The organism is Kitasatospora sp. NPDC056731 (assembly GCF_040687675.1).
Classification (GTDB): domain Bacteria; phylum Actinomycetota; class Actinomycetes; order Streptomycetales; family Streptomycetaceae; genus Kitasatospora.
This window is the reverse complement of record NZ_JBFBNR010000027.1, coordinates 1-25,022: the sequence shown is the minus strand read 5'-3', so window position 1 is coordinate 25,022 and position 25,022 is coordinate 1. Positions and strand designations below refer to the sequence as shown.

Annotated in this window: 23 protein-coding genes; 13 read left to right on the top strand and 10 right to left on the bottom strand. The window is 74.7% G+C overall.

The genetic code is table 11. The annotated features are described in order from the left end of the window. Nucleotides 1–26: 26 nt before the first annotated feature. From AB0R04_RS25635 to AB0R04_RS25620, 4 genes are all read right to left on the bottom strand, one after another. Nucleotides 27–1,805: a threonine/serine exporter family protein gene (locus AB0R04_RS25635; protein ID WP_363375076.1), complete on the bottom strand. Its 1,779-nt coding sequence runs from the start codon at nt 1,803–1,805 to the stop codon at nt 27–29. Between the two features lie 209 nt (nt 1,806–2,014). Beyond that, nucleotides 2,015–2,668 carry a VTT domain-containing protein gene (locus AB0R04_RS25630; protein ID WP_363375073.1) on the bottom strand — a complete coding sequence of 218 codons (654 nt, stop codon included), beginning with the start codon at nt 2,666–2,668 and terminating at the stop codon, nt 2,015–2,017. Between the two features lie 180 nt (nt 2,669–2,848). Beyond that, nucleotides 2,849–5,206, bottom strand: coding sequence for a hypothetical protein (locus tag AB0R04_RS25625; RefSeq protein WP_363375071.1), 2,358 nt, complete (start codon nt 5,204–5,206; stop codon nt 2,849–2,851). A gap of 61 nt (nt 5,207–5,267) precedes the next feature. After that, on the bottom strand, nt 5,268–7,229 hold the full coding sequence (locus AB0R04_RS25620; protein WP_363375068.1) for an ATP-binding protein: 1,962 nt from the start codon (nt 7,227–7,229) through the stop codon (nt 5,268–5,270). 344 nt (nt 7,230–7,573) lie between these two features. On the opposite strand from AB0R04_RS25620, the gene AB0R04_RS25615 reads away from it, so the two are divergent. Beyond that, nucleotides 7,574–7,897 carry a hypothetical protein gene (locus tag AB0R04_RS25615; RefSeq protein ID WP_363375065.1) on the top strand — a complete coding sequence of 108 codons (324 nt, stop codon included), beginning with the start codon at nt 7,574–7,576 and terminating at the stop codon, nt 7,895–7,897. Between the two features lie 35 nt (nt 7,898–7,932). Here AB0R04_RS25615 and AB0R04_RS25610 read toward each other — a convergent pair whose 3' ends face one another. Next, nucleotides 7,933–9,168 (bottom strand): TetR/AcrR family transcriptional regulator, encoded by a 1,236-nt coding sequence (locus AB0R04_RS25610; protein WP_363375063.1) that lies wholly within the window; start codon nt 9,166–9,168, stop codon nt 7,933–7,935. A 209-nt stretch (nt 9,169–9,377) separates the two neighbouring features. Here AB0R04_RS25610 and AB0R04_RS25605 point away from each other — a divergent pair, with 209 nt between their 5' ends. After that, nucleotides 9,378–10,535, top strand: coding sequence for an acyl-CoA dehydrogenase family protein (locus AB0R04_RS25605; protein WP_363375060.1), 1,158 nt, complete (start codon nt 9,378–9,380; stop codon nt 10,533–10,535). Between the two features lie 94 nt (nt 10,536–10,629). Here the strand turns inward: AB0R04_RS25605 and AB0R04_RS25600 are convergent, their stop codons facing one another. Further along, nucleotides 10,630–10,896, bottom strand: a complete 267-nt coding sequence (locus tag AB0R04_RS25600; protein ID WP_363375057.1) for a hypothetical protein — start codon at nt 10,894–10,896, stop codon at nt 10,630–10,632. Nucleotides 10,897–11,039: 143 nt separating this feature from the next. Here AB0R04_RS25600 and AB0R04_RS25595 point away from each other — a divergent pair, with 143 nt between their 5' ends. Further along, nucleotides 11,040–11,357: a cupin gene (locus AB0R04_RS25595; RefSeq protein WP_363375056.1), complete on the top strand. Its 318-nt coding sequence runs from the start codon at nt 11,040–11,042 to the stop codon at nt 11,355–11,357. 81 nt (nt 11,358–11,438) lie between these two features. Here AB0R04_RS25595 and AB0R04_RS25590 read toward each other — a convergent pair whose 3' ends face one another. After that, nucleotides 11,439–12,050 (bottom strand): TetR/AcrR family transcriptional regulator, encoded by a 612-nt coding sequence (locus tag AB0R04_RS25590; protein WP_363375054.1) that lies wholly within the window; start codon nt 12,048–12,050, stop codon nt 11,439–11,441. A 135-nt stretch (nt 12,051–12,185) separates the two neighbouring features. Between AB0R04_RS25590 and AB0R04_RS25585 the strand changes: the two genes are divergently transcribed. From AB0R04_RS25585 to AB0R04_RS25550, 8 genes are all read left to right on the top strand, one after another. Then, nucleotides 12,186–13,742, top strand: a complete 1,557-nt coding sequence (locus AB0R04_RS25585; RefSeq protein ID WP_363375052.1) for an MFS transporter — start codon at nt 12,186–12,188, stop codon at nt 13,740–13,742. 225 nt (nt 13,743–13,967) lie between these two features. Continuing rightward, nucleotides 13,968–14,537 carry an isoprenylcysteine carboxylmethyltransferase family protein gene (locus AB0R04_RS25580; protein WP_363375049.1) on the top strand — a complete coding sequence of 190 codons (570 nt, stop codon included), beginning with the start codon at nt 13,968–13,970 and terminating at the stop codon, nt 14,535–14,537. 292 nt (nt 14,538–14,829) lie between these two features. After that, on the top strand, nt 14,830–15,126 hold the full coding sequence (tatA, locus tag AB0R04_RS25575) for a Sec-independent protein translocase subunit TatA (RefSeq protein ID WP_063348755.1): 297 nt from the start codon (nt 14,830–14,832) through the stop codon (nt 15,124–15,126). 151 nt (nt 15,127–15,277) lie between these two features. Then, nucleotides 15,278–16,696 carry a hypothetical protein gene (locus AB0R04_RS25570; protein ID WP_363375046.1) on the top strand — a complete coding sequence of 473 codons (1,419 nt, stop codon included), beginning with the start codon at nt 15,278–15,280 and terminating at the stop codon, nt 16,694–16,696. Between the two features lie 129 nt (nt 16,697–16,825). Next, complete coding sequence (locus AB0R04_RS25565; RefSeq protein ID WP_079135787.1) at nt 16,826–17,359, top strand: potassium channel family protein; 534 nt, start codon at nt 16,826–16,828, stop codon at nt 17,357–17,359. Between the two features lie 85 nt (nt 17,360–17,444). Continuing rightward, complete coding sequence (locus tag AB0R04_RS25560; RefSeq protein WP_363375044.1) at nt 17,445–17,855, top strand: VOC family protein; 411 nt, start codon at nt 17,445–17,447, stop codon at nt 17,853–17,855. Nucleotides 17,856–17,943: 88 nt separating this feature from the next. Beyond that, on the top strand, nt 17,944–18,381 hold the full coding sequence (locus AB0R04_RS25555) for an AraC family transcriptional regulator (protein ID WP_363375041.1): 438 nt from the start codon (nt 17,944–17,946) through the stop codon (nt 18,379–18,381). Next, nucleotides 18,378–19,004 carry a glyoxalase gene (locus tag AB0R04_RS25550; protein ID WP_363375038.1) on the top strand — a complete coding sequence of 209 codons (627 nt, stop codon included), beginning with the start codon at nt 18,378–18,380 and terminating at the stop codon, nt 19,002–19,004. Before AB0R04_RS25555 ends, AB0R04_RS25550 begins: the two co-directional genes overlap by 4 nt. A 33-nt stretch (nt 19,005–19,037) precedes the next feature. Here AB0R04_RS25550 and AB0R04_RS25545 read toward each other — a convergent pair whose 3' ends face one another. The 3 genes from AB0R04_RS25545 to AB0R04_RS25535 all read right to left on the bottom strand — a co-directional run bounded on the left by AB0R04_RS25545 (nt 19,038) and on the right by AB0R04_RS25535 (nt 23,075). Next, nucleotides 19,038–20,654 carry a protein kinase gene (locus tag AB0R04_RS25545; protein ID WP_363375036.1) on the bottom strand — a complete coding sequence of 539 codons (1,617 nt, stop codon included), beginning with the start codon at nt 20,652–20,654 and terminating at the stop codon, nt 19,038–19,040. Between the two features lie 403 nt (nt 20,655–21,057). Continuing rightward, on the bottom strand, nt 21,058–22,188 hold the full coding sequence (locus AB0R04_RS25540; protein WP_363375034.1) for a hypothetical protein: 1,131 nt from the start codon (nt 22,186–22,188) through the stop codon (nt 21,058–21,060). After that, nucleotides 22,185–23,075: an RNA polymerase sigma factor gene (locus AB0R04_RS25535; RefSeq protein WP_363375200.1), complete on the bottom strand. Its 891-nt coding sequence runs from the start codon at nt 23,073–23,075 to the stop codon at nt 22,185–22,187. The genes AB0R04_RS25540 and AB0R04_RS25535 overlap by 4 nt, the downstream gene beginning before the upstream one ends. Nucleotides 23,076–23,271: 196 nt before the next feature. Here AB0R04_RS25535 and AB0R04_RS25530 point away from each other — a divergent pair, with 196 nt between their 5' ends. Next, a complete protein-coding gene (locus tag AB0R04_RS25530; RefSeq protein WP_363375031.1) occupies nt 23,272–23,982 on the top strand; it encodes a VC0807 family protein in 711 nt (236 codons plus the stop codon). Nucleotides 23,983–24,177: 195 nt separating this feature from the next. Beyond that, nucleotides 24,178–24,918 (top strand): tyrosine-protein phosphatase, encoded by a 741-nt coding sequence (locus tag AB0R04_RS25525; protein WP_363375028.1) that lies wholly within the window; start codon nt 24,178–24,180, stop codon nt 24,916–24,918. Nucleotides 24,919–25,022: the final 104 nt, after the last annotated feature.

Below are 25,022 nucleotides of genomic sequence, written 5' to 3'. Positions count from 1 at the left end.
GAGCCCAACACCGGTCCAACGTGCGGTCAGAACCCGCGGGTGCGTTTGGCCGCCCGGCGCGGCACGACCGGGTACAGCGACGGGCGCTCGCCGCCGACCGGCAGCTTCATGAACATCCGGGCGATCTCACCGCCCAGGTTCACCCCGATCGCCAGTGCCATCGCGATCGCCGCCGCCCGGGAGACGGACACCAGGCCCGCACTGGCGTGGCCCTGGGCGAAGGAGAGCATCCCCAGGTAGAGCGCCGAACCGGGCATCAGCGGGCCGATCGCGGCGGTCACGTACGGCAGCGCGGAGCCGTTGCGGTAGCGCGCCATCAGCTGGCCGAACAGGCCGACCAGGCCGGCCGCCACCCCCGTCGCCACGATCGGGGAGATGCCCGCGTTGTACGCCAGCACACCGTAGCTGGCCCAGCCGATGCCGCTGTTCAGGGTGACCAGCGCGAGCGAGCGGCGGTCGGTCTGCAGCAGCGTGGCGAAGGCCAGGGTCAGCAGCATCGCGGCGATCATCTGGACCGGCGGGTAGGTGACGCCCGCCAGGCTCTCGTCCGGCCGCAGCTTCGCCTCGAAGCCGACCCCCAGGTAGAGGATCAGCATCACGCCGATCACGATGCCCGCGACCAGGTAGATCACCTCCAGCAGGCGGGCCGCGGCGGTGATGTAGAAGCCGGTCAGGCCGTCCTGGACGGCGGCGACCAGCGCCCGGCCGGGCAGCAGCGCGAACAGGCCACCGGTGATCACCACCGAACCGCGCAGGCCCCAGTCGTTGAAGGACAGGATGATCCCGGAGGCGGCGGCCGGCATCGCGGCCGCCACGAACTGGTAGAACTCCGGCAGCCGGCGCCGGGCCAGCGTGGAGGCCAGCCGGTCGCCGAGGACGGCCGCGACGAAGGCGCTGGCGAAGACCAGCCAGGCCTTGTCGTCGATCCGCCCGCCGACCAGGAAGGTGGCCGCGCCGGCCAGCAGACCGGTGGTCAGCGCGAGCATCCAGCCCGGGTACGGGTGCCGGTTGCGGCGGATCAGGGCGAGCCGGCGGTAGGCGTCGTTGACCGTGACCTTCTCCGCGGTGATGTCCGCGACCAGCTCGTAGACCGCGTTCAGCCGGGTGTAGTCGGAGGTGCGGCGGCGCACCACCCGGTCGGCGGTGATCGGCGGCTCGACCAGCGAGGGCTGGTGCGAGATGCCGATCAGGGTGAAGGTCACCTGCGGCTCGCAGCGGTCCAGCCGGTAGGCGTGCGCGATGCCGAGCATCGCCGCCTCGACGTCCTCGGCGGCCTCGCCGCTGGCGAGCAGCAGCTCGCCGATGCGCAGCGTCAGGTCGAGGATGCGGGGGACGTTGCGGGTCGCGCCCGCGGAGGGGTGCAGCTCGCGGGCGGTCCGCTCGAAGGCGGGACGCTCGGACATCGGCATGCGCAGCAGGGTGCGCATCCGGTCCGGCCAGGGCGCCTCGCCGGGGGCGCCGGCGGTCAGCTCCGGGACGACCGGGATGCCCATCGGCGGGGTGTAGCCGGCGGCCCGCCACTCCTCGGGGGTGAGGGTGTCCTCGGCGACCGATCGGCGGCGGGCGGGGCGCGCGTCCTCCGGGCCGGGTGCCTGTCCGGGCGCGGGGTGCGGCCCGAGCGCAGGGTGCGGCCCGGACCCGGGGGGCGCCCCGGACTCGGCGGGCGGTTCCCGTTCCGGCTCCGGGGACAGCAGGCCCCTGGTCTCCGTGATCGGCGGGACGAAGGGGACGACGGTGGCGGGCTCGACGGTCGGGGCCGGATGGCCCAGCAGGCCCTCGGTGGGCGGCGCCTCGGCGGGGTCCACCGGCCGTACCGGCGGCGTCCGCCGGGTCTGACGGACCGCCCGGCCTCCCCTCGCCCGCTTGCCTGCGCCCGGTCGGCCCCGCTTAGGCACTTCCGCTCCTTGCCACCCCTGGCGGCCGTCGGCCACCGTTCGATCTCGGGTTACACCTTGCCTGATCGAACTGCCGGACGCACATGTACGCGGCGTACCCCCGCGGGGGCCGCGGACTCCTACCCGGCGCGGTGGCGGTCGGCGGACGCCGCGCCGGAACGGCGGGCCCGCAGCAGTTCGACCGCCACCGGGACCACCGAGACCAGCACGATGCCGACCAGGATCGCCTCGATGTTCTCCCGGACGAACGGGATCTGGCCCAGGAAGTAGCCGAGCACGGTGACGCCGGCGCCCCACAGCACGCCGCCGACGAGGTTGTAGACCACGAAGGTGCGGTAGTTCATCCTGCTCACCCCGGCGACGATCGGGGTGAAGGTGCGCACGATCGGCACGAAGCGGGCCAGCACGATCGCCTTGGGCCCGTGCCGGTCGAAGAAGGCGGCGGCCTTCTCCACGTTCTCCTGCTTGAAGAGCCGGGAGTCGGCGCGGCGGAACAGGCTCGGCCCGACCTTGCGGCCGAACAGGTAGCCGACCTGGTCCCCCGCCACCGCGGCGGCCACGATCAGCGCGCAGACCAGCCAGAGCGGCTGGTGCAGGTAGGTGCCGTCGGCCACCAGCAGGCCGGTGGTGAACAGCAGCGAGTCCCCCGGCAGGAAGAAGCCGATCAGCAGGCCGGACTCGGCGAAGACGATGGCCAGGACACCGAACAGGTTGAAGGTGGAGATCAGGTTGGTCGGATCGAGCCAGGACGGGCCGAGGGCGAGGCTGGTCACGGGCGGACACTCCTGGGGGTCGAGTCTTGGCAATGAAATGGTAAAGCATTTACCAAGACTCGACAGATCCCGGGATGGTTCCCGCTCCGGGCACGCGCGCCCCGCCCCCGTGGCGCGCGTGCCCGGACCGGGCCGGAGCGTGGCCAGGTCAGATCCGGACCGGGCCGGAGCCGCACCGGGTCAGAGGCCGTAGCGCTCGACGATCTCCTCGTGCCGGGCGGCGTCCGCGCCCGCCGCCTTGGCCAGGTCGAGCCAGGCGAGCGGGTGCGGCCAGTCGCCGGTGAGCCGGTGCAGCAGCGCGTCGGCCTCGGCGGCGGAGGCCGTCGGCGGCACCCCGAGGGCGGCGTAGACGCCGGGCAGCGTGCCGTCCTCGTCGGCCGGGTCGGTGATGCGGTACTGCTCCCCGCTGTACGCCCAGACCGCGAAGCCGGCCTGCTGGAGGCTCTCGCGCAGCGCCGCCCACGGCTCGTCGCCGGGCCAGCCGCCGTCGATCCAGTACGTGGTGTACCCCGCCGGGTCGAGCAGGGTGAGCAGCTCGAACACCGGGTGCCAGCCGCGCCGCTCCTCCTCGGGGGCGTCCTCGGCCGGCGGCGGCTCCAGCAGCGCCGGGGCGAAGACCACCACGTCGCCGTGGTTGAGCGTCAGGTCTTCGCCGAGCACCGGCAGGATCCGGGCGGTGGCCGGACCGGTGCGGACGGCGGGCAGGTCGGCGGTGGCGCCGTTGGTGCGGGTGGCCCGGACGGTGACCAGCTGCCACTCCTCGTCCACCGGCCCCTCGGGCTCGTCGAACTCGATGCCGAGCAGCGCGCCCGCGGAACGGACCGCGGCCCAGTCCCGGTTGGCGGTGGCCGCCGTGATCAGGTGCCAGAGGTCGGGCTCCTGGACGGTGCGGTGGCGCTCCTCCTCCGGGGCGGCCTCGGCGGGCAGCGCGTGCTCCAGGAGCTCCTGGTACAGCCGCTGCGCGGTGGCGTGGTCGCCCAGCTCGGTGGCGGCGCCGGCGGCCAGCCGTCGGGTGTTGATCCGGCCGGCGTCCAGGGCGAGGATCGCCTCGCACTGCTCCAGCACCTCGGCCCAGCGGCCCTCGGCGGCGGCCCAGCGGGCGCGTATCCAGTGCCCGTCCTCCGGGCTGTCGTCGGCCAGCCGGTCGGCGAGGCGGCGGACGCCCTCGCCGTCCCCCGCGTCGATCAGGGCGGAGCCGAGCATGCCGATCAGCACCTCGTCGGCCGGGGCGGTGTCGAGCCAGTGCCAGAGCAGGTCGGCGGCGGCCCGGGCGTGGCCGAGGCCGCCGAGCACCGCGGCCAGGTTGACGGCCAGTTCGGTGGCGCCGGCCTGCTCACCCCGGTACCGGTCCAGGGCGACGGAGAGCAGGTCGGCGCCGGTCTCGTAGGGCACTCCGACCTCGGCCAGGTGCGCCGCCAGCTCGCCGGGCGGGACGGGCAGCTCGGGCTCCGGCAGCGCCTCGGCGGCCGCCCGCAGCGCGGCGACCTCCGCGGCCACGCCGTCGGTGCGGCGCAGCTGGGCGAGCTTGCGCTCCCCCGTCGTGGCGAGGGTCAGCGCCACCGTCCGCGCGCCGCGGGCGAGGGCGAGCCGACCCGCCGCCAGCAGCAGGTCCACGCACGGGCGGTGCGAGCCGGTGCCGTCCAGGTAGCCGACCCAGCCGGCCACGGCGGCGCCCAGTTCGGCGTCGTTCTCCCAGGCGCCGGCCGCGACCAGCAGCTCGACCGTGTGCGTCCAGCCGTCCCGCAGGTCGGCGTGGCGCTCGGCGGCCTCCCGGTCGGGCAGCAGCGCCAGCGCCTCCTCCGTCCGGCCGAGCGAGGCCAGCGCACGGGCCCGCAGCAGGCCGCCCCAGAGCCGGTCGCTCTCGTCGATCTCGTGGCCGCGGGAGCGCTCGGCCTGCTCGGCGGTGTCGAGCAGCGCGAGCACCTCCTGGTGCCGGCCGAGCCGGTGCAGGGTGCCGGCCCGGGCGTGGTGGAAGTGCAGCGAGAGTCGCTCGCCGGCCGCCTGGATCCGGGTGGCGGCGGTGTCCAGGTGGGCGAGCGCCTCGGTGTGGCGGCCGTCGTCCTCCAGCGCGTCGGAGTACTCGCGGGAGAGGCAGTCGAAGCAGGCGCGGCCGGGCTCGATCCGCTCCAGCGTCTCGCCGAGCACCGCCAGCCGCTCCGGCACGTAGCCGGGGCCGTCGACCCGGGCGTGGCAGATCGCGAAGTCCTGCACCACGCAGACGGACTGCGGGCAGCCCGCCGTCTCCTCGCGGTGGGCGAACTCCAGCAGGTCGACCGCCTCGGGCAGGGCCTGCTCGCCCTGGTGGCGCTTGTTCAGCAGGTTCTGCATCCGCCAGTGCCGCAGGTAGACCTCGACCCAGGGCAGGCCGAGTGCCCGGGAGGCGGCCAGCGCCTCCGGGTAGACGGCGTCCACCTGGTCGTTGCGGCCCTCGTTGGCGTGGCCGGGCAGCTCGTAGATGGCGTCGGCCAGCCGCCGGTGGCCGGCCTCGGCCAGCTGGCGGTGGGCGTCGTGGACCCAGGCCCAGATGTCGGTACTCATGTGGTGTCCCCCTGCGTGGTGCTGATGTGATGTCTACCGCGGACCACTGACAATCCGTCCGTCACGCCTCGTCCGGGAGGGCGTCGAGGGTGTCCGGGACGCCCGGCAGGCCGGCCGGGACGGCGGCGGTCAGCGCCGAGACCGCGGTGCCGACGCCGGACAGCGCGGCGGTGAGGTCGCCGCCGGACGCGCCGGTCGAGCCCGCCGAGGCGGCGGCCATGATCACCTTGAGCGAGCGGAGCAGCCCGGCCGCCGTGGCGCTGCCGGTGTGCCCGGCGCGGTAGGCGGCGAGCAGGTCCAGCACGGCCGGGCAGGACAGGTTGAGGTAGAGGCGGGCCCTGACCTCGCCGTCGGTGCGGGCGGTGAACGCCCGGGCCAGCCGCAGCGCCGCGGACGGGATCCGGGCGTCGGCCTGGTCGTCCTCGATCCGGGCCTTCAGCTCGGCCTCGCGGTCCGGCACCAGGACCAGCGGCAGGCCGGGCGGGTCGAACCGGGCCGGGACGAGCTGCTCGCCCTCGTCGGCGAGGGCGCCGGCCAGCCAGGCCGCCTCACCGGCCGGCAGCGGCCGCTCCGGGTCGCGGAACAGCTCGCGGTCGCCGTGCTCGCTGCCCAGCTCGACCAGGCGGCAGCCGCGCAGTTGGGCGTAGCGGCGCAGGAAGGGCAGGACGGCGTAGCGGTCGCCGCGGGCGATCGGCACCCGCATCGCCCGGTACAGCATCTCCTCGAAGCCGCCACCGCTGCCGAGCGCGACGTGCACCGCGCCCCCGCCCGCGGCCCGCAGCGCGCCGGCGGTGAGGTCGCCCTGGGAGGTGGGGACGGGGACGTCGTCGGCGAGCAGGGTGAACAGCCGCTCGTCGCAGAGCGCGGCGCCGAGCAGGTCCTGGCCGTGCCGGGTGAGGATGCGGCGCCAGGCGGCGGGCCGCAGCCGGGCGGTCTCGTACAGGCCGTCGACGATGGCGTCGGTGAGGGCGCGCTGGAGTGCGCGGTAGTGGTCGTCGCGCTGGAGGTCCTCGCGGCTGGCGGTGGGGGTGAGCCGGCTGGACTCGACCACGCCGCCGATGAACCCGGCCCAGCTGGGCAGCAGGTCGCGGGCGTCCTCGGCGAGCAGCATGCCGCGCAGGTAGACGGCGAGGTCGCGGTTGTCGCTGCTGCCGTAGGTGCCACCGTCCTGGACCCAGAGCAGGCCGATCGTGTCGGTGCCGCCCTCGGCCCCTCCCCCGGTGCCGCTCTCGGTGCCGCCCCCGGTGCCGCTCTCGGCCGGGTGGACGGGGAAGGCGGTGAGCGGCTCGAAGCGGCGGCCGAAGGCGGTGGCGAAGCGCATCCGGGCGGCGTGCTGGTCACCCGGCACGCTGTGGCGCCAGGGCACCTCGACGTTGTTGACGGGCTGCTCGTCGTCGCCGACGTAGACCGGGATCGGCAGCAGCACACAGTACCGGCCGAGCACGTCGCGCAGCGCGTCCTCGTCGGCGAGGTGGGCGTGTTCGGCCTTGAGGGTCAGCTCGACGACCGTACCGGGGCGGGGCCGGGCGGCCACCGGGTCGACCTGGTACTGCTCGCCGCCCCGGCTGCGGTAGCGGTGGCCGAGGTGCGGTTCGCGGTGCGAGGTGGTGGTGACGGCGACCTCGTCGGCCACCGAGAAGGCGGAGAGGAAGCCGAGGCCGAAGGCGCCGATCAGCTCCTGGTTGCCGGTGAGGTCGCGCAGCATCCGGGTGTAGCCGGTGCCGACGGTGGCGAGGTAGGAGTGGATCTCCGGCTCGGTGAGGCCGGCGCCGGTGTCCTCGATGGAGACGGTCCGCCGGGCGGCGTCGCCGCGCACCCGGATCAGCGGGCGGTGGTCGCCGTCCGGGTCCTCCAGGAGTCGGCGGGTGTGCGAGTCGTGGGCGTTCTGGACGAGTTCGCGCAGAGCGACCAGCGGGGTGGAGTAGAGGTGGGTGGCGAGGACGTTCACCAGTCCGCCGAGATCGACCTCGGTCGTACGCAGATCCTCGGCGGGGGCGGGCTCGGGCGGGGCACCTTCAGACATGGGTCCCCAGTGTGCCAGTGCGACTATCCGGCCACCATTTCTTTCTCTCTGAGAAAACTCAGTCAACTCTGTGTTGACTGCACAGGGTTGTCCGACTCCGCCGCCTTGTACATCAACTTCCCTCTCCACCAGCAGTTTTGATGGGGTTGAGATGCCTTCGTCGCGGCCATCGGGCAATCTCCGGATACGGCGTCACCATGACACCATCGGGGGAATTGCCACCCGTTTGGTGGAGTTCGTCCGCGCTGTTGGTGAATGCTGAACCTGCGACGTCAGGCAACGGCGCCACGGGGCGGCCACTCCGGATCGCGCCACATTTCGCACCCCCAGCTCAGGAGACCATCGTGTCCCGTATCCGCGCAGCCGCCGCCGTCACCGCCCTCGGGGCGTTCCTCCTCGTCGGCTTCGGCGCCGCCAGCGCCCACGCCGACAACGGCGCCGGCGCCCTCGACCACTCCAACAGCAGCGTCGTGAGCAACACCGGCTCCGCCAACGTCATCGGCAACGTCCACGGCAACGTGGTCGTCACCCAGCAGACGGCCACCGGCTCGGGCGCGAGCAACCAGAACAACGGCCTCGCCGCGACCGGCAACGGCGGCAACATCGGCGCTCTGCAGGGCAACGGCAACCTCGACGCCCGGGCCTTCTTCCCGGGCGCCGTCGGCTAGGGCACGCCTGACCCACGGGCCGGGTGCCCGCCCCGTCAGCGCGGGGCGGGCACCCGGCCGCCGTCCGTTCCGGGCAGTCCGAGGACGGCCCGGCCGAGGTGCAGCAGGCAGTCCCCGAGGTCCGGGCGGGCGCTGTGCGGGCGGTTCCGCACCCCGTCGTTGACCAGCGCGAACAGGGCGTGGACCCGGATCCGGGCCTCGACCGCGTCGCACTCGGGCCGGACCCGCCGCAGCAGGCCGACCCAGGTACGCAGGAAGTCGCGCCGGAAGTCCACCGCGACCCGGCGGTCCGGCGGGGCCAGCCGCTCCGTCTCGCTCAGCATCGCACCCAGGTAGTCGCCGTTGCGCAGCGCGAAGCCGACGTACGCGCCCAGGCCGGCCGCCAGCGCCGCCTCCGGCCCGGCGGCGGCCGCGAACGCGCCGTCCACCTCCTGCCAGAGCCGTTCGCGGCTGCGCACCAGCGAGGCGGCGAGCAACTGGGCCTTGCTGTCGAAGTGCCGGTAGACGCTGGGGCCGGAGATGCCGACGGCGGCGCCGAGTTGGTCGGTGCTGACGTTGTCGAAGCCGCGCTGGTGGAAGAGCCGGACGGCCGCCGCGAGCAGCTCCTCGCGGCGCGCCTGCGGCCTGGGCTCCGGCGGCCCGGGGGCGACAGGGTCGGCGGCGGAGACGGGGATGAGGGCGGGACCTGGGTGGGCTGCGGGATCCGGGTGAGCTGCGGCGCCGCGCAGGGAGGCCGCGAGGACGGCGGCCACGAGTTCGCGCAGCACCGCCTCGGCGCGGCGGGGCTGCGGCGCGGCCGACTGGTAGGAGAGCCCGGTACAGGCCGAGAGCGCCGACCAGCAGAGCAACTCGGCGTCCGGCGCCGGGAGTTCCGGACGGCCGGCGCGCAGCACGGCGGTCATCAGCGCGACGTCGGCACGCAGTTCGCGGCGCAGCGCCGCCCGCCGGGCCGGCGGCAGCAGCCTGGCGTCGCGCTGCACCAGGGTGCCGAGCGGGCGGTGCCCGACCGCGACGGCGGCCAGCGCGGCGCCGAGGTCGCCGGTGGTGCGGGCCCCGCGCAGCCCGCAGGCCAGCGCGTCCAGCCCCAGCCGGACGGCGCGGTCGAGCAGTTCGGGCTTGCCGCGGAAGTGCCGGTAGAGGGCGGGCGCGGTGATGCCGACCCCGGCGGCGACCTCGGTCATGGAGACCTGGTGGTAGCCGCTGCGGTGGAACCGGTCGGCCGCCACGGCGAGGATCTGGGCGCGCCGCCCGGGCGGTCGTCGGACCACCATGGTGAGCCCCCCTCCCGCGCTCCGGACTGCCGACCGAAGGCTAGCAAGGATTCACTTGAGGGCGCCGACCACCAGTGACCAGCGGCCATTTCCGGAGCCGTCGACCCTGGACAGCCGAAGCTACCCGGGATTAACTTGTGAGGCCATCACCTGGCACGTTCAGCCCCCGCCGGCGCCCGCAGCCGGTCACCACCGAAGGGAGCGCCGCCGTGCGCCGCACCGTGTTCAACGAGGACCACGAGGCCTTCCGGGAGACCATCCGGGACTTCATCGCCAACGAGGTCGTCCCGGTCTACGAGAGCTGGGAGGCCGACGGCCACCCGCCGCGCGACTTCTACCGGCAGCTCGGCGCGCTCGGCGTCTACGGCATCGAGGTGCCGGAGGAGTACGGCGGCGCGGGCGAGAGCGGCTTCAAGTACCAGACGGTGATCACCGAGGAGACCGCCCGGGCGGGCGTGAGCTTCGGCTCCTCGGGCGTGCACACCGCGCTGGTCCTGCCCTACCTGCTGGAGTACGCCACCGAGGAGCAGAAGCGGCGCTGGCTGCCCGGCTTCGTCTCCGGCGACATCATGACCGCCATCGCGATGACCGAGCCGGGCGCCGGCTCCGACCTCGCGGGCATCGCCACCACCGCGCGGCTCTCCGAGGACGGCACCCACTACGTCCTGAACGGCGCCAAGACCTTCATCACCGGCGGCGTGCTGGCCGACCTCGTCCTGGTGGTCTGCCGCACCGCCCCGTACGATCCGGACAACCGCCGGGCCGGCCTGTCCATCCTCTGCGTGGACACCACGTCCCCCGGCTACACGGTCGGCCGCAAGCTGCAGAAGATCGGCCTGCGCACCTCGGACACCGCCGAACTGGCCTTCAGCGACGTCAAGGTGCCGGTGGAGAACCTGCTCGGCGAGCAGGGCCGGGCCTTCTCCTACCTGACCCACAACCTGGTGCAGGAGCGGCTGGCGATCGCCGTCAGCGCGTACGCGTCGGCGGCCGCGGCGGTGCGGTTCGCGCTCCAGTACGTCAAGGACCGCAAGGTGTTCGGCAAGGCGGTGGCCGAGTTCCAGAACACCAAGTTCACCCTGGCCGACTGCGAGGCCCAGGTGGTGGCACAGCAGTCGATGGTGGACCGCGCGCTGGAGCTGTACCAGCAGGGGGAGCTGACCGTCGCCGACGCGGCCGCCACGAAGCTGTTCTGCACCGAGTCGGCGTCCACCGTCATCGACAAGTGCCTTCAGCTGCACGGCGGTTACGGCTACATCCTGGAGTACCCGATCGCCCGGCTCTACACCGACAACCGGGTGTTCCGGATCTACGGCGGCACCAGCGAGGTCATGCGCAGCATCATCGCCAAGTCGCTCGGCCTGTAGGCGGGGTAGGCGGGTCCACAGCCGCGGCGGACCGCACCCCCATGGCGGCCCGCCGCACCCGGCCGGGTGCGGGCACTCGGCGGGGCGGGTGCGCTCAGTTGGGCGAACCGTGCTCCGCGCGCCAGGCCTCCCAGCCCGCACTGGACGCCACCTTCGCCTCGCGCAGCGCCCGCTGGGCGAACGCGGCCGGCGCGGTCTCCAGGCTGCGCACCCAGCTGCGGCCCGCCGTGGCCAGCGCCGCGCACACCATCGCCGCCCCGGCCACGCCGAGCACGGCGCCGATACCGGTGAGCAGCGCGCCGCCGGCCAGCAGCGAGCGGTTGACCTGGAACCCGCCGGAGATTGTCTCGTTGATCGCCATGCCTCCACGATGCGGGCACTCGCCGGGGGCTGCACGTCGAACGGCTCCGGGTGCGCGAGCCGAGCGCGTCCGCGAACCTGGGCACACGGCGCCGGTCCGGGCGCCCGGGGTCGGCCCGGCCCGCCGGGTCAGGAGGACGCGCGATGCCCGATCTCGAACAGCTCGCCGTGGAGCACCTCGCCCGGGCGGCCGAGAGCCCGCACGGGCGCAGCGCCCACCTGGTGCTCCACGACGGCGTCCTGCGGCAGACCGTGATCGCGCTGACCGCGGGCACCTCGCTGGACGAGCACACCCCGCCGACCGCCGGCAGCGTCCAGGTGCTGCGCGGCCGGGTCTCGCTGACCATCGCCGGCCGGCACCAGGAGCTGCCGGTCGGACGGCTGGAGCCGGTGCCCCAGGAGCGGCACGGGCTGCTGGCCCACGTCGACTCGGTGGTGCTGCTGACGGTGGTCACCGCCTAGTGGGGCGGCGCCGTCGACAGCGGTCGACGGGCGGCAGCTGTCAGCGGGCGGCAGCTGTCAGCGGGCGACGGGCGGCAACCGTCAGCGGGCGGCAGCGGGCGGTGACGGCACCGCGGGGCTGAGCACGCTTGCGCTGACCAGCCGCAGCCCGCGCAGGAAGTCCCGCCCGCTCGGCGCCAGTTCGGGGGCGGCCAGCCACTGGGCGGCGTACCCGGCCAGCAGGGTCTGGTAGAAGGAGCCGCGGACGATCTCCTCCTCGGTGTCCGGCACTTCGGGCAGCCCCTGGAACAGCGCGGCGAGACCGAGCCGGCCCTCCTTCTGCGCCTCCGCGAACGCGTGCGCCAGCTCGGGCGCGTGCGCGGCCTGGGCGAGCGCCTCGAACTGGGCCGCCCAGAGCCCGCGGTGCTCGGTGAAGACGGTCCTGAGGCCGTCCCAGACCGCGGCGAAGCGCTCCTCCGGGTCGTCCGACACCCGGTTGGCGGCGTCCACCACCGCGCCCAGGGCCGCCCCCATCTCCCCGATCGCCTCGATCATCGCCGCGTTGAGCAGCGCGTCCTTCGAACCGAAGTGGTAGCCGATCGCGGCCAGGCTGACGCCCGAGGCGGTCGCGACGTCACGGGCGGTGGTGCGCCCGTACCCCTTCTCGTACAGGCAGCGCTTGGCGCCGGCCATCAGGTCTTCGCGGTTTCCCATGACCCGATCCTACGGAAGGACTGCACAAATGTCTTGCACGAATGTCTCGCACGACTGTCTCGCACATTCGTCTCGCACGAGCGATTTACACATATGTACTAGACAGACGTCTGACACGCCCGTACCGTCTTCCCCATGACCGCAACCACCGGCCGCGCAGGCCGTCGCGAATGGATCGGCCTGGCCGTCCTCCTGCTCCCGACCCTCGTCCTGGCCATGGACATGGGCGTGCTCTTCTTCGCCGTCCCCTTCATCTCCACCACGCTTGCGCCCAGCGGCACCCAGCAGCTGTGGATCATGGACATGTACTCGTTCCTGCTCGCCGGGCTGCTCATCACCATGGGCTCGCTCGGCGACCGGATCGGCCGCCGCCGGCTGCTGATGATCGGCGCCGCCGGCTTCATCGGCGCCTCGCTGCTCGCCGCCCGGGCCGACACCGCCGGCCAGCTGATCGCCGCCCGCGCCCTGCTCGGCGTCGCCGGGGCCACCGTGATGCCCTCGACGCTCGCGCTGATCCGCAACATGTTCCACGACCCCAAGCAACGGCAGATCGCCCTCGGCGCCTGGGGCGGCGTCCTCACCGCCGGCGCCACCCTCGGCCCGGTCGTCGGCGGCCTGCTGCTCGACCACTTCTGGTGGGGCTCCACGTTCCTGGTCGCCGTCCCGGTGATGGCCCTGGTGCTGCTCACCGCGCCCGCCCTGCTCCCCGAGTACCGCTCCACCGCACGCACCGGCCGCTTCGACCTGCCCGGCGCCGCGCTCTCGATGGCCGCGATCCTGCCGCTGGTCTACGGCGTCAAGACCCTCGCCGTGGACGGCTGGAGCCCGCTGCCCGCCCTCGCCGTCCCCGTCGGCCTGCTGCTGGCCGCCGCGTTCGTCCGGCGCCAGCGCACCGCCGCCGACCCGCTGATCGACCTCGGCCTGTTCCGGATCCGCACCTTCAGCGGCGCGATCAGCGTCAACACCATCGCGATGTTCGCGATGATGGGCTTCGCCCTCTTCACCTCGCAGTACCTGCAACTGGTCAAGGGCATGAGCCCGCTCACCGCCTCGCTCTGGTCGCTGGTGCCCAGCGTCGGCGTCGGCGCGGCCGTCGGCACCAGCTCGGCGCTGGCCGGCAAGGTCCGCCCGGCGGCCCTGATGGGCGGCGGGTTCCTGGTCGGCGCGGCGGGCTTCGCGCTGATGACCCAGGTCGGCGCGCACTCCCCGCTGGCGCTCATCCTCGTCGCGGCGGGCGTCCTCGCCGCCGGCACCGTCGGCACCATGACCATGACCGCCGAAATGGTCGTCTCCGCCGCCCCCGTCGAGCAGGCCGGCGCCGCCTCCGCCACCTCCGAGACCGCCGTCGAACTCGGCAGCTCACTCGGCATCGCCCTGCTCGGCGCGGCCGGCGCCGCCGTCTACCGCCACCAGCTGGACGGCGCCCTCCCCGCGGGCGTCGACGGCGAGGCCGCCCGGACCGCCCAGGACACCCTCGGCGGCGCGGTCACCGTCGCCGGCCACCTGCCCGGCCGGATCGGCACGGACCTGCTGGAGACCGCCCGGGCCGCCTTCACCGACGGCCTGCACGTCGCCGCGGCGGTCGGCCTGGTCTTCGCCCTCGGCGCCGCCCTGCTGGCCTACCGCCTGATGCGCCACCTCCCCGCCGCCGCCCCGGCCCCGGAGGCCGCACCCGAGGCCGTCACCGTCTGACCCACCAGGACCGATCCACGCGAGTCATCGAGAGCCCCCGCCCCCTCCGGCGGGGGCTCTCCGCCGCTCCCGCCCCACCCCATTACCGGTGCCGGCAGACCTCACGACGGTCCACCTGGGGGTGGAGGGCGGGGCGTCCACCCCCGGGGGCGTGCGTCGGCGGGCCCCGGGGAGGACCGTGAAGGGGTACGTGGCCCGCCCCTCCTATCCGCCGGGAGCCGCCGTATGTCCCTGACGACCCTGCTCTCCCTCCTCGGCATGCTCTGCTGGGCCGGCTACGAGCTGCTGCTGCGCCGCCGCGAGGACTCCGCCGCCGGCACCTGGCGCGCGGACGACCGCGACCGCGGCTCGACCCGGCTGCTGCTCGCCTGCTACGTCGCCGCGGTGCTGGTCGTGGTGCTGTTCGGCCGTGCCGGGATCGGCGAACTGCCGCCCTGGGCCCGCTGGTTCGGGATCGCACTGATCGCCGCCGGGCTGGCGCTGCGGGCCTGGGGCATGCGCACCCTGGGCCGCTACTACACCCGCACCCTGCGCACCATGGACACCCAGCGCGTCGTCCGCAGCGGCCCGTACCGGCAGATCCGCCACCCCGGCTACGCCGGCAGCCTGCTGGTCTGGACGGGCTACGCGCTCGGCCTGGGCAGCTGGCCGGCGGCCCTGCTGGTGCCGGCGCTGCTGCTCGGCGCGTACGGCTGGCGGATCGCCGCCGAGGAGCGGCTGCTGCTGGCCGCCTTCGGGCCGGAGTACGCGGAATACCGGCGGATGTCGAAGCGACTCGTGCCCTTCGTGTACTGAGCCGCCGTCGATCGGGCGGTTGTCGGCTGCGGCCCCCGGCGACGGGAGCGAAGGGGCCCGAGGGGCGGGTGTTGCGCGGCGCGGTGCCGTGCGGGCTGGTCACGGGTGTGCGGGCCGGACCGGGCCGGTTCCGGCCGCTGCCGCGGGCGCTCGCGTTCCGCTCGAACGGCACCTGCTTTTTGGCCAGCGTTTCCCGGCCGGTGTATCCGTTCGCCGTCGTCGCCAGGCATACTGGCCAGCACGGGCGCTCGCCCACCCTTGACTCTAGACAAGAAGGGACCGGTGGCCAGGGATGCTGCGGAACGGTCTTGAGCCCTGGCACCTCCTGGTGGTGCTGGCGATCGTCATCCTGCTGTTCGGGTCGAAGAAGCTGCCGGAGATGGCCCGCGGCCTCGGCAAGTCGATGCGCATCCTGAAGGCGGAGACGAAGGCGCTGCGCGAGGACGAAGCCCCGGCGGACGCGGCGCAGAGCGCCGGCACCGCGCAGAGCACCGCCGCGCCGCAGCCGGCCGCCACGACCCCGCCGGCCGTCACGCCGACCAACGTGACCAAGGCCACCGAGACGAAGCGGCCCGAGACGGCCGTCTGAGTCCCGCTCTTTTCCGGAAGCCCCCGGCACCGTCCGATGACGGTGCCGGGGGTTTCTGCTGCATCCGGGCTGCTCACGGCGCTCCCGACTGGCCGTCCGATCTGATCCGTTATCTCCTGGTATGCACCTACCGGAGGAACGGAGTCGCGGCATGCCCACCGACGAACCGGGCGACGAGCCGCCCGTCAGACCACCCGCCGGACCCCCGGGCGGACCGCCTGCCGGACCGCCCGGGGAACCGCCCGGGGAACCGCCCGGGGAACCGCCCGCCGGGTCGCCCGACGAGCTGGCCGACCTGCGGGCCCGCCTGAACGCCGCCGAGGCCCACCAGGCGCGGCTCACCCGGCAGTTGGAGACCCGCCCGGACCGCCACCGGGTGCGCTCCCTCTTCGCCGTCCTGCTGATCCTGCTGGCCTGCGTGCTGACCCCGCTGAGCGCCGTCGCGGTGTGGGCGAGGTCGGAGATCGGCGACACAGACCGGTACGTCGCGACCATGGCGCCGCTGGCCAGGGACCCGGCGGTCAGAGCGGCCGTCACCAACCGGGTCACCGACGAGATCGTGACGCGGATCCCGGTCGACTCGCTGCTCGACACCATCGCCCCCGACGACCGGCCCAAGCTCGGCGCGCTGCTGAACGGCATCGGCCAGGCCCTCACCGACGGGCTCACCGGCTTCGTCCGCAACCAGGTCCAGCGGGTGGTGGACAGCGACGCCTTCGCCACCCTCTGGACGGACGTCAACCGGCAGGCGCACACCGCGATCGACCGGATGCTGACCGGGCAGGGCGGCGGCGCCGTCGAGGTCAGGAACGACACCGTGGTGCTCGACCTCGCCCCGGTGATCGCCCGGGTGAAGGCCGCGCTGGTCGACAACGGGCTCACGCCGGCCGCGAGGATCCCGGAGATCCACACCTCGTTCACGCTGGTGCAGTCCTCCGCCATCCCCAAGGTCCGCACCGGCCTGCGGCTGCTGGACCTGGCCGGCTTCTGGATGCCGGTGCTCACGCTGGCCTGCGCGGCCGGCGGGGTGCTGCTCGCGGTCCGGCGGCGCCGGGCGGCGGTCACGGTGGCGCTGGGGATGGCCGGCGGGGCGCTGCTGCTGGGCATCGGGCTGAGCGTGTTCCGGGCCGTCTACCTGGACGGGCTCCCCGCCGGGGTGGACCAGTCGGCCGCCCAGGCGGTGTACGACGCGCTGGTGCGCTACCTGCGCTCCGCCGTCCGGGTGGTGATCGCGCTCGGCCTGATCGTCGCGCTCGGCGCCTGGATCAGCGGCGGCGGGCGCTGGGCCCGCACCGCGCGCGGCAGCTGGCACGCGGGGCTCGGCGCGGCCCGGAGCACCGCCGAACGGGCCGGGCTGCGGCTCGGGCCGGTCGGGCGGTTCGTCCACCGCTGGAAGGCCTGGCTGGGCTGGGCGGCGGTCGCGGGCGCGGCGCTGGCGTTCGTGCTGTGGAGCTATCCGACGGTGCTGGTGACGCTCTGTCTGGCGCTCGCGCTGGTCGCCGTCCTGGCGGTGCTGGAGCTGCTGGACGAACCCGGCCGACCGGACGGAGGAGCCCCGGCCTCCGCCTGAGGAGCGGTCAGCGGGGGCCGGTGCTGCGGCCCCCGCCGATCCGCCCCCGGACGGTCCGGCCCGGACGGTCCGGCCCGAACGGCCCAGCCCGGGGCGCGGCCGGCCCGGCGCGGCCGCAGGCTGGACGCGATGTCCGGAAGCCAGCCACCACCACCGCAAGGCCGGGTCGACCCGAGGTCCGCGCTCTGGCTGCTGGGCGCCTGCACCGCGCTGATCCTCGCGTACTGGATACTCCCCCTGCGCCGGCTCGGCTACCACCACCCCGTCCTCAGCTGGCTCGTGTTCACCGCCGCGCTGGTCGGCCTGAGCGGCCTGCTGCTGGCGAAGACCACCGCCGTGCTGCGGGGCGACGCGAAGCGCCCGGTGGCCTGGCTGTCCTTCCTGATCTTCCTCGCGATGACCATCTTCGCCGCGACCTACTACGTCATGGCCGCCCGTCCGGGCGATTTCGATGGGCTGGTCACCCGGCTCGACGCCCTGTACTTCACCGTCGTCACCCTGGCCACCGTCGGCTATGGCGACATCACCCCGGCCGCACAGGCGCCCCGCCTCGTGGTGATCCTGCAGATCGGGTACACCTTCGTCTTCCTCGCCACGGCGGCGGGGACGCTGTCGCGGGCGATCCGGGCGAACGTCGAAACCCGTAGCCACCGCAAGCCGTGACGTTGTCCACAGGCTGTGGACGGCCGCGTCCGATCGGTCAGGATCCGAGAAGCACGCCCGCGCGGCCACACCTAGCATCGGCGCCATGGACATCACCATTCACACCAGCGTCCTCCCGCACGACGACCCGGACGCGTCCCTGGTCTTCTACCGCGACGTCCTCGGCTTCGAGGTCCGCGGCGACGTCGGACAGGGTAAGATGCGCTGGATCACCGTCGGCCCCGCCGGGCGGCCCGACACCTCCATCCTCCTGGCGCCGCCGGCCGTCGACCCCGGGGTCACCGAGGACGAGCGCCGCACCATCGCCGAGATGATGGCCAAGGGCACCTACGGCTGGATCCTGCTGGCCACCCGGGACCTCGACGACACCTTCCGGGCGGTGCAGGCCGGCGGCGCCGAGGTCGTCCAGGAACCGACCGAGCAGCCGTACGGCATCCGCGACTGCGCCTTCCGCGACCCCGCCGGCAACCTGATCCGCATCCAGGAACTGCGCTGAGCCGTCCGGCCGCGCGCCGACCGTACGGGCCGTGCAGTCCTCGACGGCCGCGACGGCCGGAGTCGGGCCCGCTGAGAGGAGTCCTCCCGTGTGTCACCCCTCGTGGGCCCGCGCCCGCGCGGCGGCGCAGCGCCTGAAAGACCTCGCGCGGCTGCGCCGCGTCCGGGACCGGATCGACCGCGAGTACGCGCGGCCGCTGGACGTCCTGGCGCTCGCGCGCGACGCCGGCCTGGCGGCCGGGCAGCTCAGCCGCGAGTTCCGGCTGGCCTACGGCGACTCGCCGTACGGCTACCTGACGGCGCGTCGCGTCGAGCGCGCGGCCGCGTTCCTGCGCTGCGGCGGCCTCGGCGTCAGCGCGGTCCGCCGCGCGGTCGGCTGCACCTCGCCGGACGCCTTCCGCACCCGCTTCACCGAACTGGTCGGCATGCCGCCCGACGACTACCGGCGCCGCGCACGACGGGCCCCCGGACCGGTCAGGATTCGAGAAGCCCCGGCCACCGGGCCCCACCTAGCGTGGAGGACATGACTTCCATCGACTCCCTCATCCTCGACGTGGCCGACCCCACGGCCGCCCGCAGCTTCTACACCACCGCCTTCGGCCTGGACACGCAGCTGCGCCTGCGGGCCTCGCAGGAGCCGACCACCGGCTTCCGCGGGTTCACGCTGTCGCTCACGGTGTCCCAGCCCGCCACCGTCGACGGCTTCGTCGACGCCGCCCTCGACGCCGGCGCCACCGCCCTCAAGCCCGCCGCGAAGTCGCTCTGGGGCTACGGCGGCGTCGTCCAGGCCCCGGACGGGACGATCTGGAAGATCGCGACCTCCGCGAAGAAGGACACCGGCCCGGCCACCCGGCGGATCGACCAGCTCGTACTCCTGCTGGGAGTCGCGGACGTCTCCGCGAGCAAGCGGTTCTACGTCGACCGCGGCCTCGCCGTGGCGAAGAGCTTCGGCCCGGTGTACGTCGAGTTCGCCACCGGGTCCAGCCCGGTCAAGCTCGCGTTGTACAAGCGCCGGGCCCTCGCCAAGGACGCCGGAGTCTCCCCCGACGGCAGCGGATCGCACCGGCTCGTGATCGGCGGCACCGCCGGCACCTTCACCGACCCGGACGGGTTCGCCTGGGCGGCCGAACAGCCCGCAGCCGCGCGCTGAAGCGCCGCGTCGGACAGAACTTGGGCCCTGCGGTCACCAGTCCTGGTTGTCGGCGGCCGTGGCGTGCAGGGTGATCAGCAGCGCGCCGAGGCGGGCGTTCCAGTTGGCGCTGGTGGGGCCGTCGATGGCGTGCTTCTTGGCCAGGTCGCGGATCACCTTCTGGGCGTCCTTGAGCTCCTGGGCCGCGTCGTCCGGATTGCCCTCGTTGAGGCGGGCGGAGGCGTCGTCGAGGATCCGCAGCAGCTCCGCCTGGCGGTCGTGCTCCTTGCCCCCGACCGGGGTCTGGACGACGGCCTGGCGGAAGGCGTTGAGCTGGAGGGCCGCCCCCTGGTTGCGGGGGACGCCGGGGTTGGGGGCCGTGGGGAGACCGGCCGGGGTGGTGGGGGCCGCGGTGGTGAGCGTCGGGGTCGCCGCGGGGGTGGACGCGCGGGCCGGGGTGCTGGGCGCGGCAGCCGGGGTGCTGGGGGCGGTGGCCGCCGGCGGCTTGGCGGGAGCGGGAGCGGCGGCATTGCCGGCAGGCTCGTCCAGGGCGGCGACGGCCAGAGCGGTGACGCCCGCGAGTCCGGCCACGCCCAGCGCGCCGAGGACGAGGGGCCTGCGGCGGCGGTTGCGGTTGCGGCCGGCGGGCCCGGGCGGGGCCTGCCGGACGGGCGCCATCAGCGAAGTGGCCGGCGGGCCCTGCGGGACGGGCGCCATCAGCGAGGTGACGGCCGGGGCCTGCGGCGGGAGCAGGGTGGTGTGCTGCTGGTTGGGGTTCACCGACCGCACGGGCGGCAGCAGTTGGGTGGCGGCGGCGGTGGCGAGGAGTTCCGCCGTCGGGTCTCCGACCGCCAACCCGGGGATGGTGGAGAGGAGTTCGGCCCGCGCCGCGACGGCGTCCGCCGGCCGGTCGGCGGGGTTCTTGGCGAGCAGGCGCAGCACGGCCGCGTCCAGCGCGGGCGGCAGGCCGGGGCGGCGGTAGGACGGCGGCAGGGGCTGCTCGCTGACGTGCTTGAAGGCGATCGCCACCGGGGTCTCGGCGGTGAACGGCGTCTCGCCGGTGAGCATTTCGGTGAGCACACAGCCGACCGCGTAGAGGTCGGTGCGGCCGTCCAGGGGCGAGGCGGTGGCCTGCTCGGGCGACAGGTAGGCGGCCGTACCGAGCACGCTCGCCGTCTGGGTCAGGTTGCTGGACGAACCGGCCCGGGCGATGCCGAAGTCGACGACCTTCACCCCGCCGTCGTCGGTGATCATGATGTTGCCGGGTTTGATGTCCCGGTGGACCAGCCCGGCCGCGTGCGCGACCGCCAGCGCCTCGCAGACCGCCGCCGCGATGCCGACGGCGCGTTCCACCGGCAGACCCGGCTGCTGCGCCAGCACGGCGGCGAGCGAACGGCCGTGGACGAGCTCCATGACGATGAACGGCGTGCCCTGGTCGACGCCCGAGTCGAAGACCATGACGATCCTCGGGTGCACCAGCATGGCCGCGTGCTGCGCCTCACGGCTGAACCGCTCGGCGAAGCGGGGGTCGTCGGCGAGTCCCCCGTTGAGGACCTTGACGGCCACCTGACGGCCCAGCACGTGGTCCAGCCCGCGCCAGACGGTGGCCATGCCGCCGACGCCGAGTATCTCGACGAGTTCGTAACGCCCGTTCAGCGCCCGTCCGATCACCTGGAACTCCCCTCACGTGCCGTGCCCGGTGTTCCGGGCCGCCTCGTGCACCTGTGCACGATAGCCGCACCGCCGGACCGCACCGCCGGGGGCGGGGAGGCGGTCGGGGGACCGGGCAGCGGCCCCCCGACCGCCGGCGCGGGGGTGCGGCCCGCCCTGACTGCGGGAGGGCGGGCCGCACGTTCCAGGCCGACCGGGCCGGCGGCGCGTCCGGGGTGGGCGCCTGCCGATCCGGCCGGGGCCGGCCGGGCGGCCGGACGGCACGGGGAGCCGACCGGCCACCCGGGGTCTTCGGGTGGTACTGACGAGCGGTACTGCGGGTGGTGCGGTCCTACGGGTGGTGCGGTCCGGGTGGGCGGCGAGCCCGGGGGGAGTCGCTCGCCGCCCACCCGGAGTTCCTGGGTTACCTCCGGCCCGACTGGCTGTCGTCGGGCCGGTCGGGCCGGTCGGTCCTGCTCGGGCGGACGTCGGGCAGGGGCGGCGCGCTCGGCGGCGCCGGGACGGTCACGCCGGACCGGCCGGGCTTGGCCCCGTTGCCTCCGTTGCCCTTGTCCTGACCGTTGTCCTGACCGTTGCCCTTGTTCTTGTCCTGCCCGTTGCCCCGGCCGTCCTCGGTGTTCCCCTTGCCCACGCCAAGGCCGGGGGTGGTCCGGCCGGGGTCGTGGGGCTGTGCGGTGGCGCCCGGGTGGTCGTCGTCCTCTTCGCCGAGCGCCTCCGCGCAGTAGTCCGCCACCTTCTCCGCCCCGCCGGCCGCCGCGACCAGCGGGCCGAACCGCGGCTCGGTGGCCGGTGACCGCTCGCCCCGGCCCGACCAGTCGGCGAAGCCGTGGCAGAGGGCGACCAGTCCGGGCGCGAGCGGCCGGGCGCCGTGCCCCTCGGCGTCGCCGTCGCCGTCGGTATCGGTGGAGGGGGTGCCGGGCTTCGCGGCGGTGGACGGTCCGACCAGCTGCGGGCCGCCCGAGGCGGAGCCGCCGGACGGGCGGACGGACGAGGTGCCGGGCGCGGCACTGCCGGGCGAGGTGGCGGGCGAACCGGCCGACGCATCGGCGGACGCATCGGCGGACGCGGTGCCGGGCGCGGTGCCGGGCGCACTGCCGGAGGGCCCGCCCGCGGCGGCGAGCGCGTGCTCGGGTGCGCCGGACCCGCCGCCCAGCGGGGACGGCAGGTTGCCGGTGCCGGCGGCGACCGCGACCCCGCACAGCGCGGTGGCGCCGAGCACGGCGGCAGTGGCCTTCGTGCTGAAGGCCCTGGCCAGCGCGGCGGTTGCCATCGATCGTCTCCGGACGGGTGCGGTCACTACGGGGGCGGGCGTGAGACGCGCTTCCCGGAACGCGGTCAGGGCGGCCTGCTCCCCGGCCAGTTCGTCGGCCGTCGCCGGGGCGGCGGCCGCGGCGAGGATCCGGGCGAGCGGCCCGGGACCGCCGTCCGGTCCGGTGAGCGAGGCGTCCTGCCCGGCCGGCGGGCCGCCCACGGCACCGCCGAGCAGATGCTCGGCAGCGTCACGGTCGATCCGACGGGATCGGTTGGTGCTCATCTCATGTCCTTCAGCGTCGCGGCCCGGCGTTCTGTCACACCTTGCGGAGAACTTTTTCCCGCAGGCTTTCCCGCGGATTTCCCCGTGGGCTTCCCGGCGGCCTTCCCCGCGGTTTCCTCGACGGGTTCCTCGACGGGCCCCTCGGTACGGCGCCGGCCGGGCCGGCCGGGCCGCCGCACGGCCGGCCCGGCCTCGCGCGCGGCGGGGATCCCGACCCCGGCCGCGAAGGACTGCTCCAGCAGCGTGGCCAGTTTCCGCAGCCCCCGGTGGGCGGCCATCCGGACGCTGCCGGCCCGCTTGCCGAGCACCCGGGCGGCGCTCTCGGCGTCCAACTCCATGACCACCCGCAGCAGGACGGCCTCGGCCTGGTCGCGCGGCAGCCGGGAGATCAGCGCCAGCGCGTCGGCGGTGCCGACGGTGGCCAGCGCGGCGCCCGCGGTGTCGTCCCCGGCGGCCAGCCCGGCCAGGTACTCGAAGGGCAGGTCGGCGACCGGGCGGCGGCGCCGGGCGCGCAGGTGGTCGAGCGCGCGGTGGCGCGCGACGGTGGCGGCCCAGCCGCGGAAGCCGTCCCCGTCACCGGAGAAGCCGCCCAGGTCGCGGGCGATCTGCAGCCAGGTCTCGGAGGCGATGTCCTCGGCGTCCTGGGCGTCCTCGGGGCGGCCGCCGACCAGGACCCGCAGGTAGCGCAGCAGGCCCGGCTGGACGGTCCGGAACAGCAGCCGGAACGCCTCCTCGTCCCCGGCCTGGGCGGCCCGGACGGCCTCGGTCAGATCGGCGGGAGCGGGGGCCCGGCCCGCTGGCGGGCCGACGGAAGGGACTGGTCCGGACCGGCCGACGGGGCTGCCGGTGCCCGCTCCGGGGCGCTCTGCACTCTGCACCCGCCACATCATGGGCCATCCGGGCGAACGCGACCCCGCGAGCCGGGAGAAGTCGCAGGTCGGAGCGGCTGTCACGGCCCGCACCATGACAGCTGTCACGCGGATCCCGCAACGGACGGCACTGCTCTGACGGAGGGTCGGACGGAAACACTGGAGGCACGACGCGGGCAGCGGCCCGCGGCCACCAGCAGGGAAGGAACCCGCCGTGAACCGGACCGTCACCATCACCGCCGCGACCACCGCCGAGGCCGGCGCGACCCCGAACCCGTCGGCCTCCGGGCTCCGCCCGCTCGCCATCGACGTGGTCGCCCCGCTGGCCGGCTACTACCTGCTGCACTCGGTCTGCGACCTGAGCGTGTTCGCCGCGCTGGCGTGGAGCAGCGCCATCCCGGCCGCCCGGACCGTGCTCGGCCTGCTGCGTGAGCACAGGCTCAACCTGTGGGCCGCGCTGATGCTGACCGTGAACCTGGCGGGCCTGGCGCTCACCTTCGTCACCGGCGACGCCCGGCTGATGATCGCCAAGGACGGCGGGCTGAGCGGCACCGTGGCGCTGGCCGTCCTGATCTCGGCGCTGGTCGGCCGGTCGGTGATGACCCCGGTGCTGATGCCCTTCCTCACCAAGGGCAAGCATGACCGGGCCGCCGCCTGGCAGCGGCTGGTCGAGGGCCGGGCGGCCGGCTCCCGGGCCTTCCAGCGCCACGAGCGGGTGTTCGCGGGCGTCTGGGGCACCGCGCTGCTGGCCGACTGCGTCGCCCGGGTGGTCGGCGCCTTCACCCTGCCGGTGGCGACCATGGCCTGGCTGTCCACCGTGTTCATGATCGGCGCGATCGCGGCCGGCGCGATGCTCGGTCGGATCGCGGCCGATCCGATGGAGAAGCTGGTCGCCGCCGAGACCGAAGCCCCGACCGCCGCCTGACACCACCCGAGCTCGCCTGCCATCTACCTGCCATCCACCTGCCGCCCGGGGGAGCATCACCACCCCCGGACGGTGCCCGAACCGGCCCCAACGCCGGGTGTCGGCGATCCGAACAGCACGGAACCATCCGGATCTCCCGGGAGTCCTTCATAACGAGGGGGTAACGGGACCCCCGGTCGAGGAAACGGGGCCCCCATGAGCCGGACGCACGCGCTGACCACCACCGAGGACCGCACCCTCGTGTGGGACGGCTGCCTGAACGTCCGCGACCTGGGCGGACTGCCCACCGTCTCCGGCCGGCCGACCGCCCGCGGGGCGATAGTCCGGGCGGACAACCTGGACCGCCTCACCGCCGAGGGCTGGGACGCCCTCCTCGACCACGGTGTCCGCACCGTGGTCGACCTGCGCAACGCCGAGGAGTACAAGCCGCTCCTCCCGCTCCCCGAGGGCGTCGAGCTGATCCGCGTCCCGCTGGACGAACTCGCCGGCCCCGCCTGGTGGGAGGCCTACGGCCGGCTGGACGGCACCCCGCTCGCGCTCCGCCCCTACCTGGACCACTGCCCTCACGCCGCCGCCGAGCTGATCGCCGCCATCGCCGGCGCCCGCCCCGGCGGCCTGGTCGTGCACTGCGGCGCCGGCCGCGACCGCACCGGCCTGGCGGCCCTGCTGCTGCTCGCCCTGGCCGGCGTCGAACGGGCCGCGATCGTCGAGGACTACCAGCTCAGCGGCCCCAACGTCCGCCCGCTGTACGGGATGCTGGGCCTGCCGGACCAGTACCACCGGATCGACGCGGTGCTCGCCGAGGCCGGCACCACCGCCGAAGCCGCCCTGGCGGGCGCGCTGGAGGGCCTCGACCCGGCGGGCTACCTGCTCGCCGCCGGGGCCACCCCTGCCGAGGTCGCCGCCGTCCGGGCCCGGCTGCTGCCCGCCGCGTAGCGGCCACTAGGGGCTCTCTTTCGGATCACGTCGGATCAGCGCGCGGCGTCGGAGTGCGTGCATCGCAAGGCGGAGGAGGGAGTCCATGCGGTGGGGGCACCTCC

Bases quoted from the DNA above. Each gene is read 5' to 3' on its own strand.
- AB0R04_RS25625 (WP_363375071.1), bottom strand. From the start codon at position 5,206: ATGAGTACCGACATCTGGGCCTGGGTCCACGACGCCCACCGCCAGCTG.
- AB0R04_RS25620 (WP_363375068.1), bottom strand. From the start codon at position 7,229: ATGTCTGAAGGTGCCCCGCCCGAGCCCGCCCCCGCCGAGGATCTGCGT.
- AB0R04_RS25610 (WP_363375063.1), bottom strand. From the start codon at position 9,168: ATGGTGGTCCGACGACCGCCCGGGCGGCGCGCCCAGATCCTCGCCGTG.
- AB0R04_RS25600 (WP_363375057.1), bottom strand. From the start codon at position 10,896: ATGGCGATCAACGAGACAATCTCCGGCGGGTTCCAGGTCAACCGCTCG.
- AB0R04_RS25595 (WP_363375056.1), top strand. From the start codon at position 11,040: ATGCCCGATCTCGAACAGCTCGCCGTGGAGCACCTCGCCCGGGCGGCC.
- AB0R04_RS25590 (WP_363375054.1), bottom strand. From the start codon at position 12,050: ATGGGAAACCGCGAAGACCTGATGGCCGGCGCCAAGCGCTGCCTGTAC.
- AB0R04_RS25585 (WP_363375052.1), top strand. From the start codon at position 12,186: ATGACCGCAACCACCGGCCGCGCAGGCCGTCGCGAATGGATCGGCCTG.
- AB0R04_RS25580 (WP_363375049.1), top strand. From the start codon at position 13,968: ATGTCCCTGACGACCCTGCTCTCCCTCCTCGGCATGCTCTGCTGGGCC.
- tatA (WP_063348755.1), top strand. From the start codon at position 14,830: ATGCTGCGGAACGGTCTTGAGCCCTGGCACCTCCTGGTGGTGCTGGCG.
- AB0R04_RS25570 (WP_363375046.1), top strand. From the start codon at position 15,278: ATGCCCACCGACGAACCGGGCGACGAGCCGCCCGTCAGACCACCCGCC.
- AB0R04_RS25565 (WP_079135787.1), top strand. From the start codon at position 16,826: ATGTCCGGAAGCCAGCCACCACCACCGCAAGGCCGGGTCGACCCGAGG.
- AB0R04_RS25560 (WP_363375044.1), top strand. From the start codon at position 17,445: ATGGACATCACCATTCACACCAGCGTCCTCCCGCACGACGACCCGGAC.
- AB0R04_RS25550 (WP_363375038.1), top strand. From the start codon at position 18,378: ATGACTTCCATCGACTCCCTCATCCTCGACGTGGCCGACCCCACGGCC.
- AB0R04_RS25540 (WP_363375034.1), bottom strand. From the start codon at position 22,188: ATGAGCACCAACCGATCCCGTCGGATCGACCGTGACGCTGCCGAGCAT.
- AB0R04_RS25535 (WP_363375200.1), bottom strand. From the start codon at position 23,075: ATGTGGCGGGTGCAGAGTGCAGAGCGCCCCGGAGCGGGCACCGGCAGC.
- AB0R04_RS25525 (WP_363375028.1), top strand. From the start codon at position 24,178: ATGAGCCGGACGCACGCGCTGACCACCACCGAGGACCGCACCCTCGTG.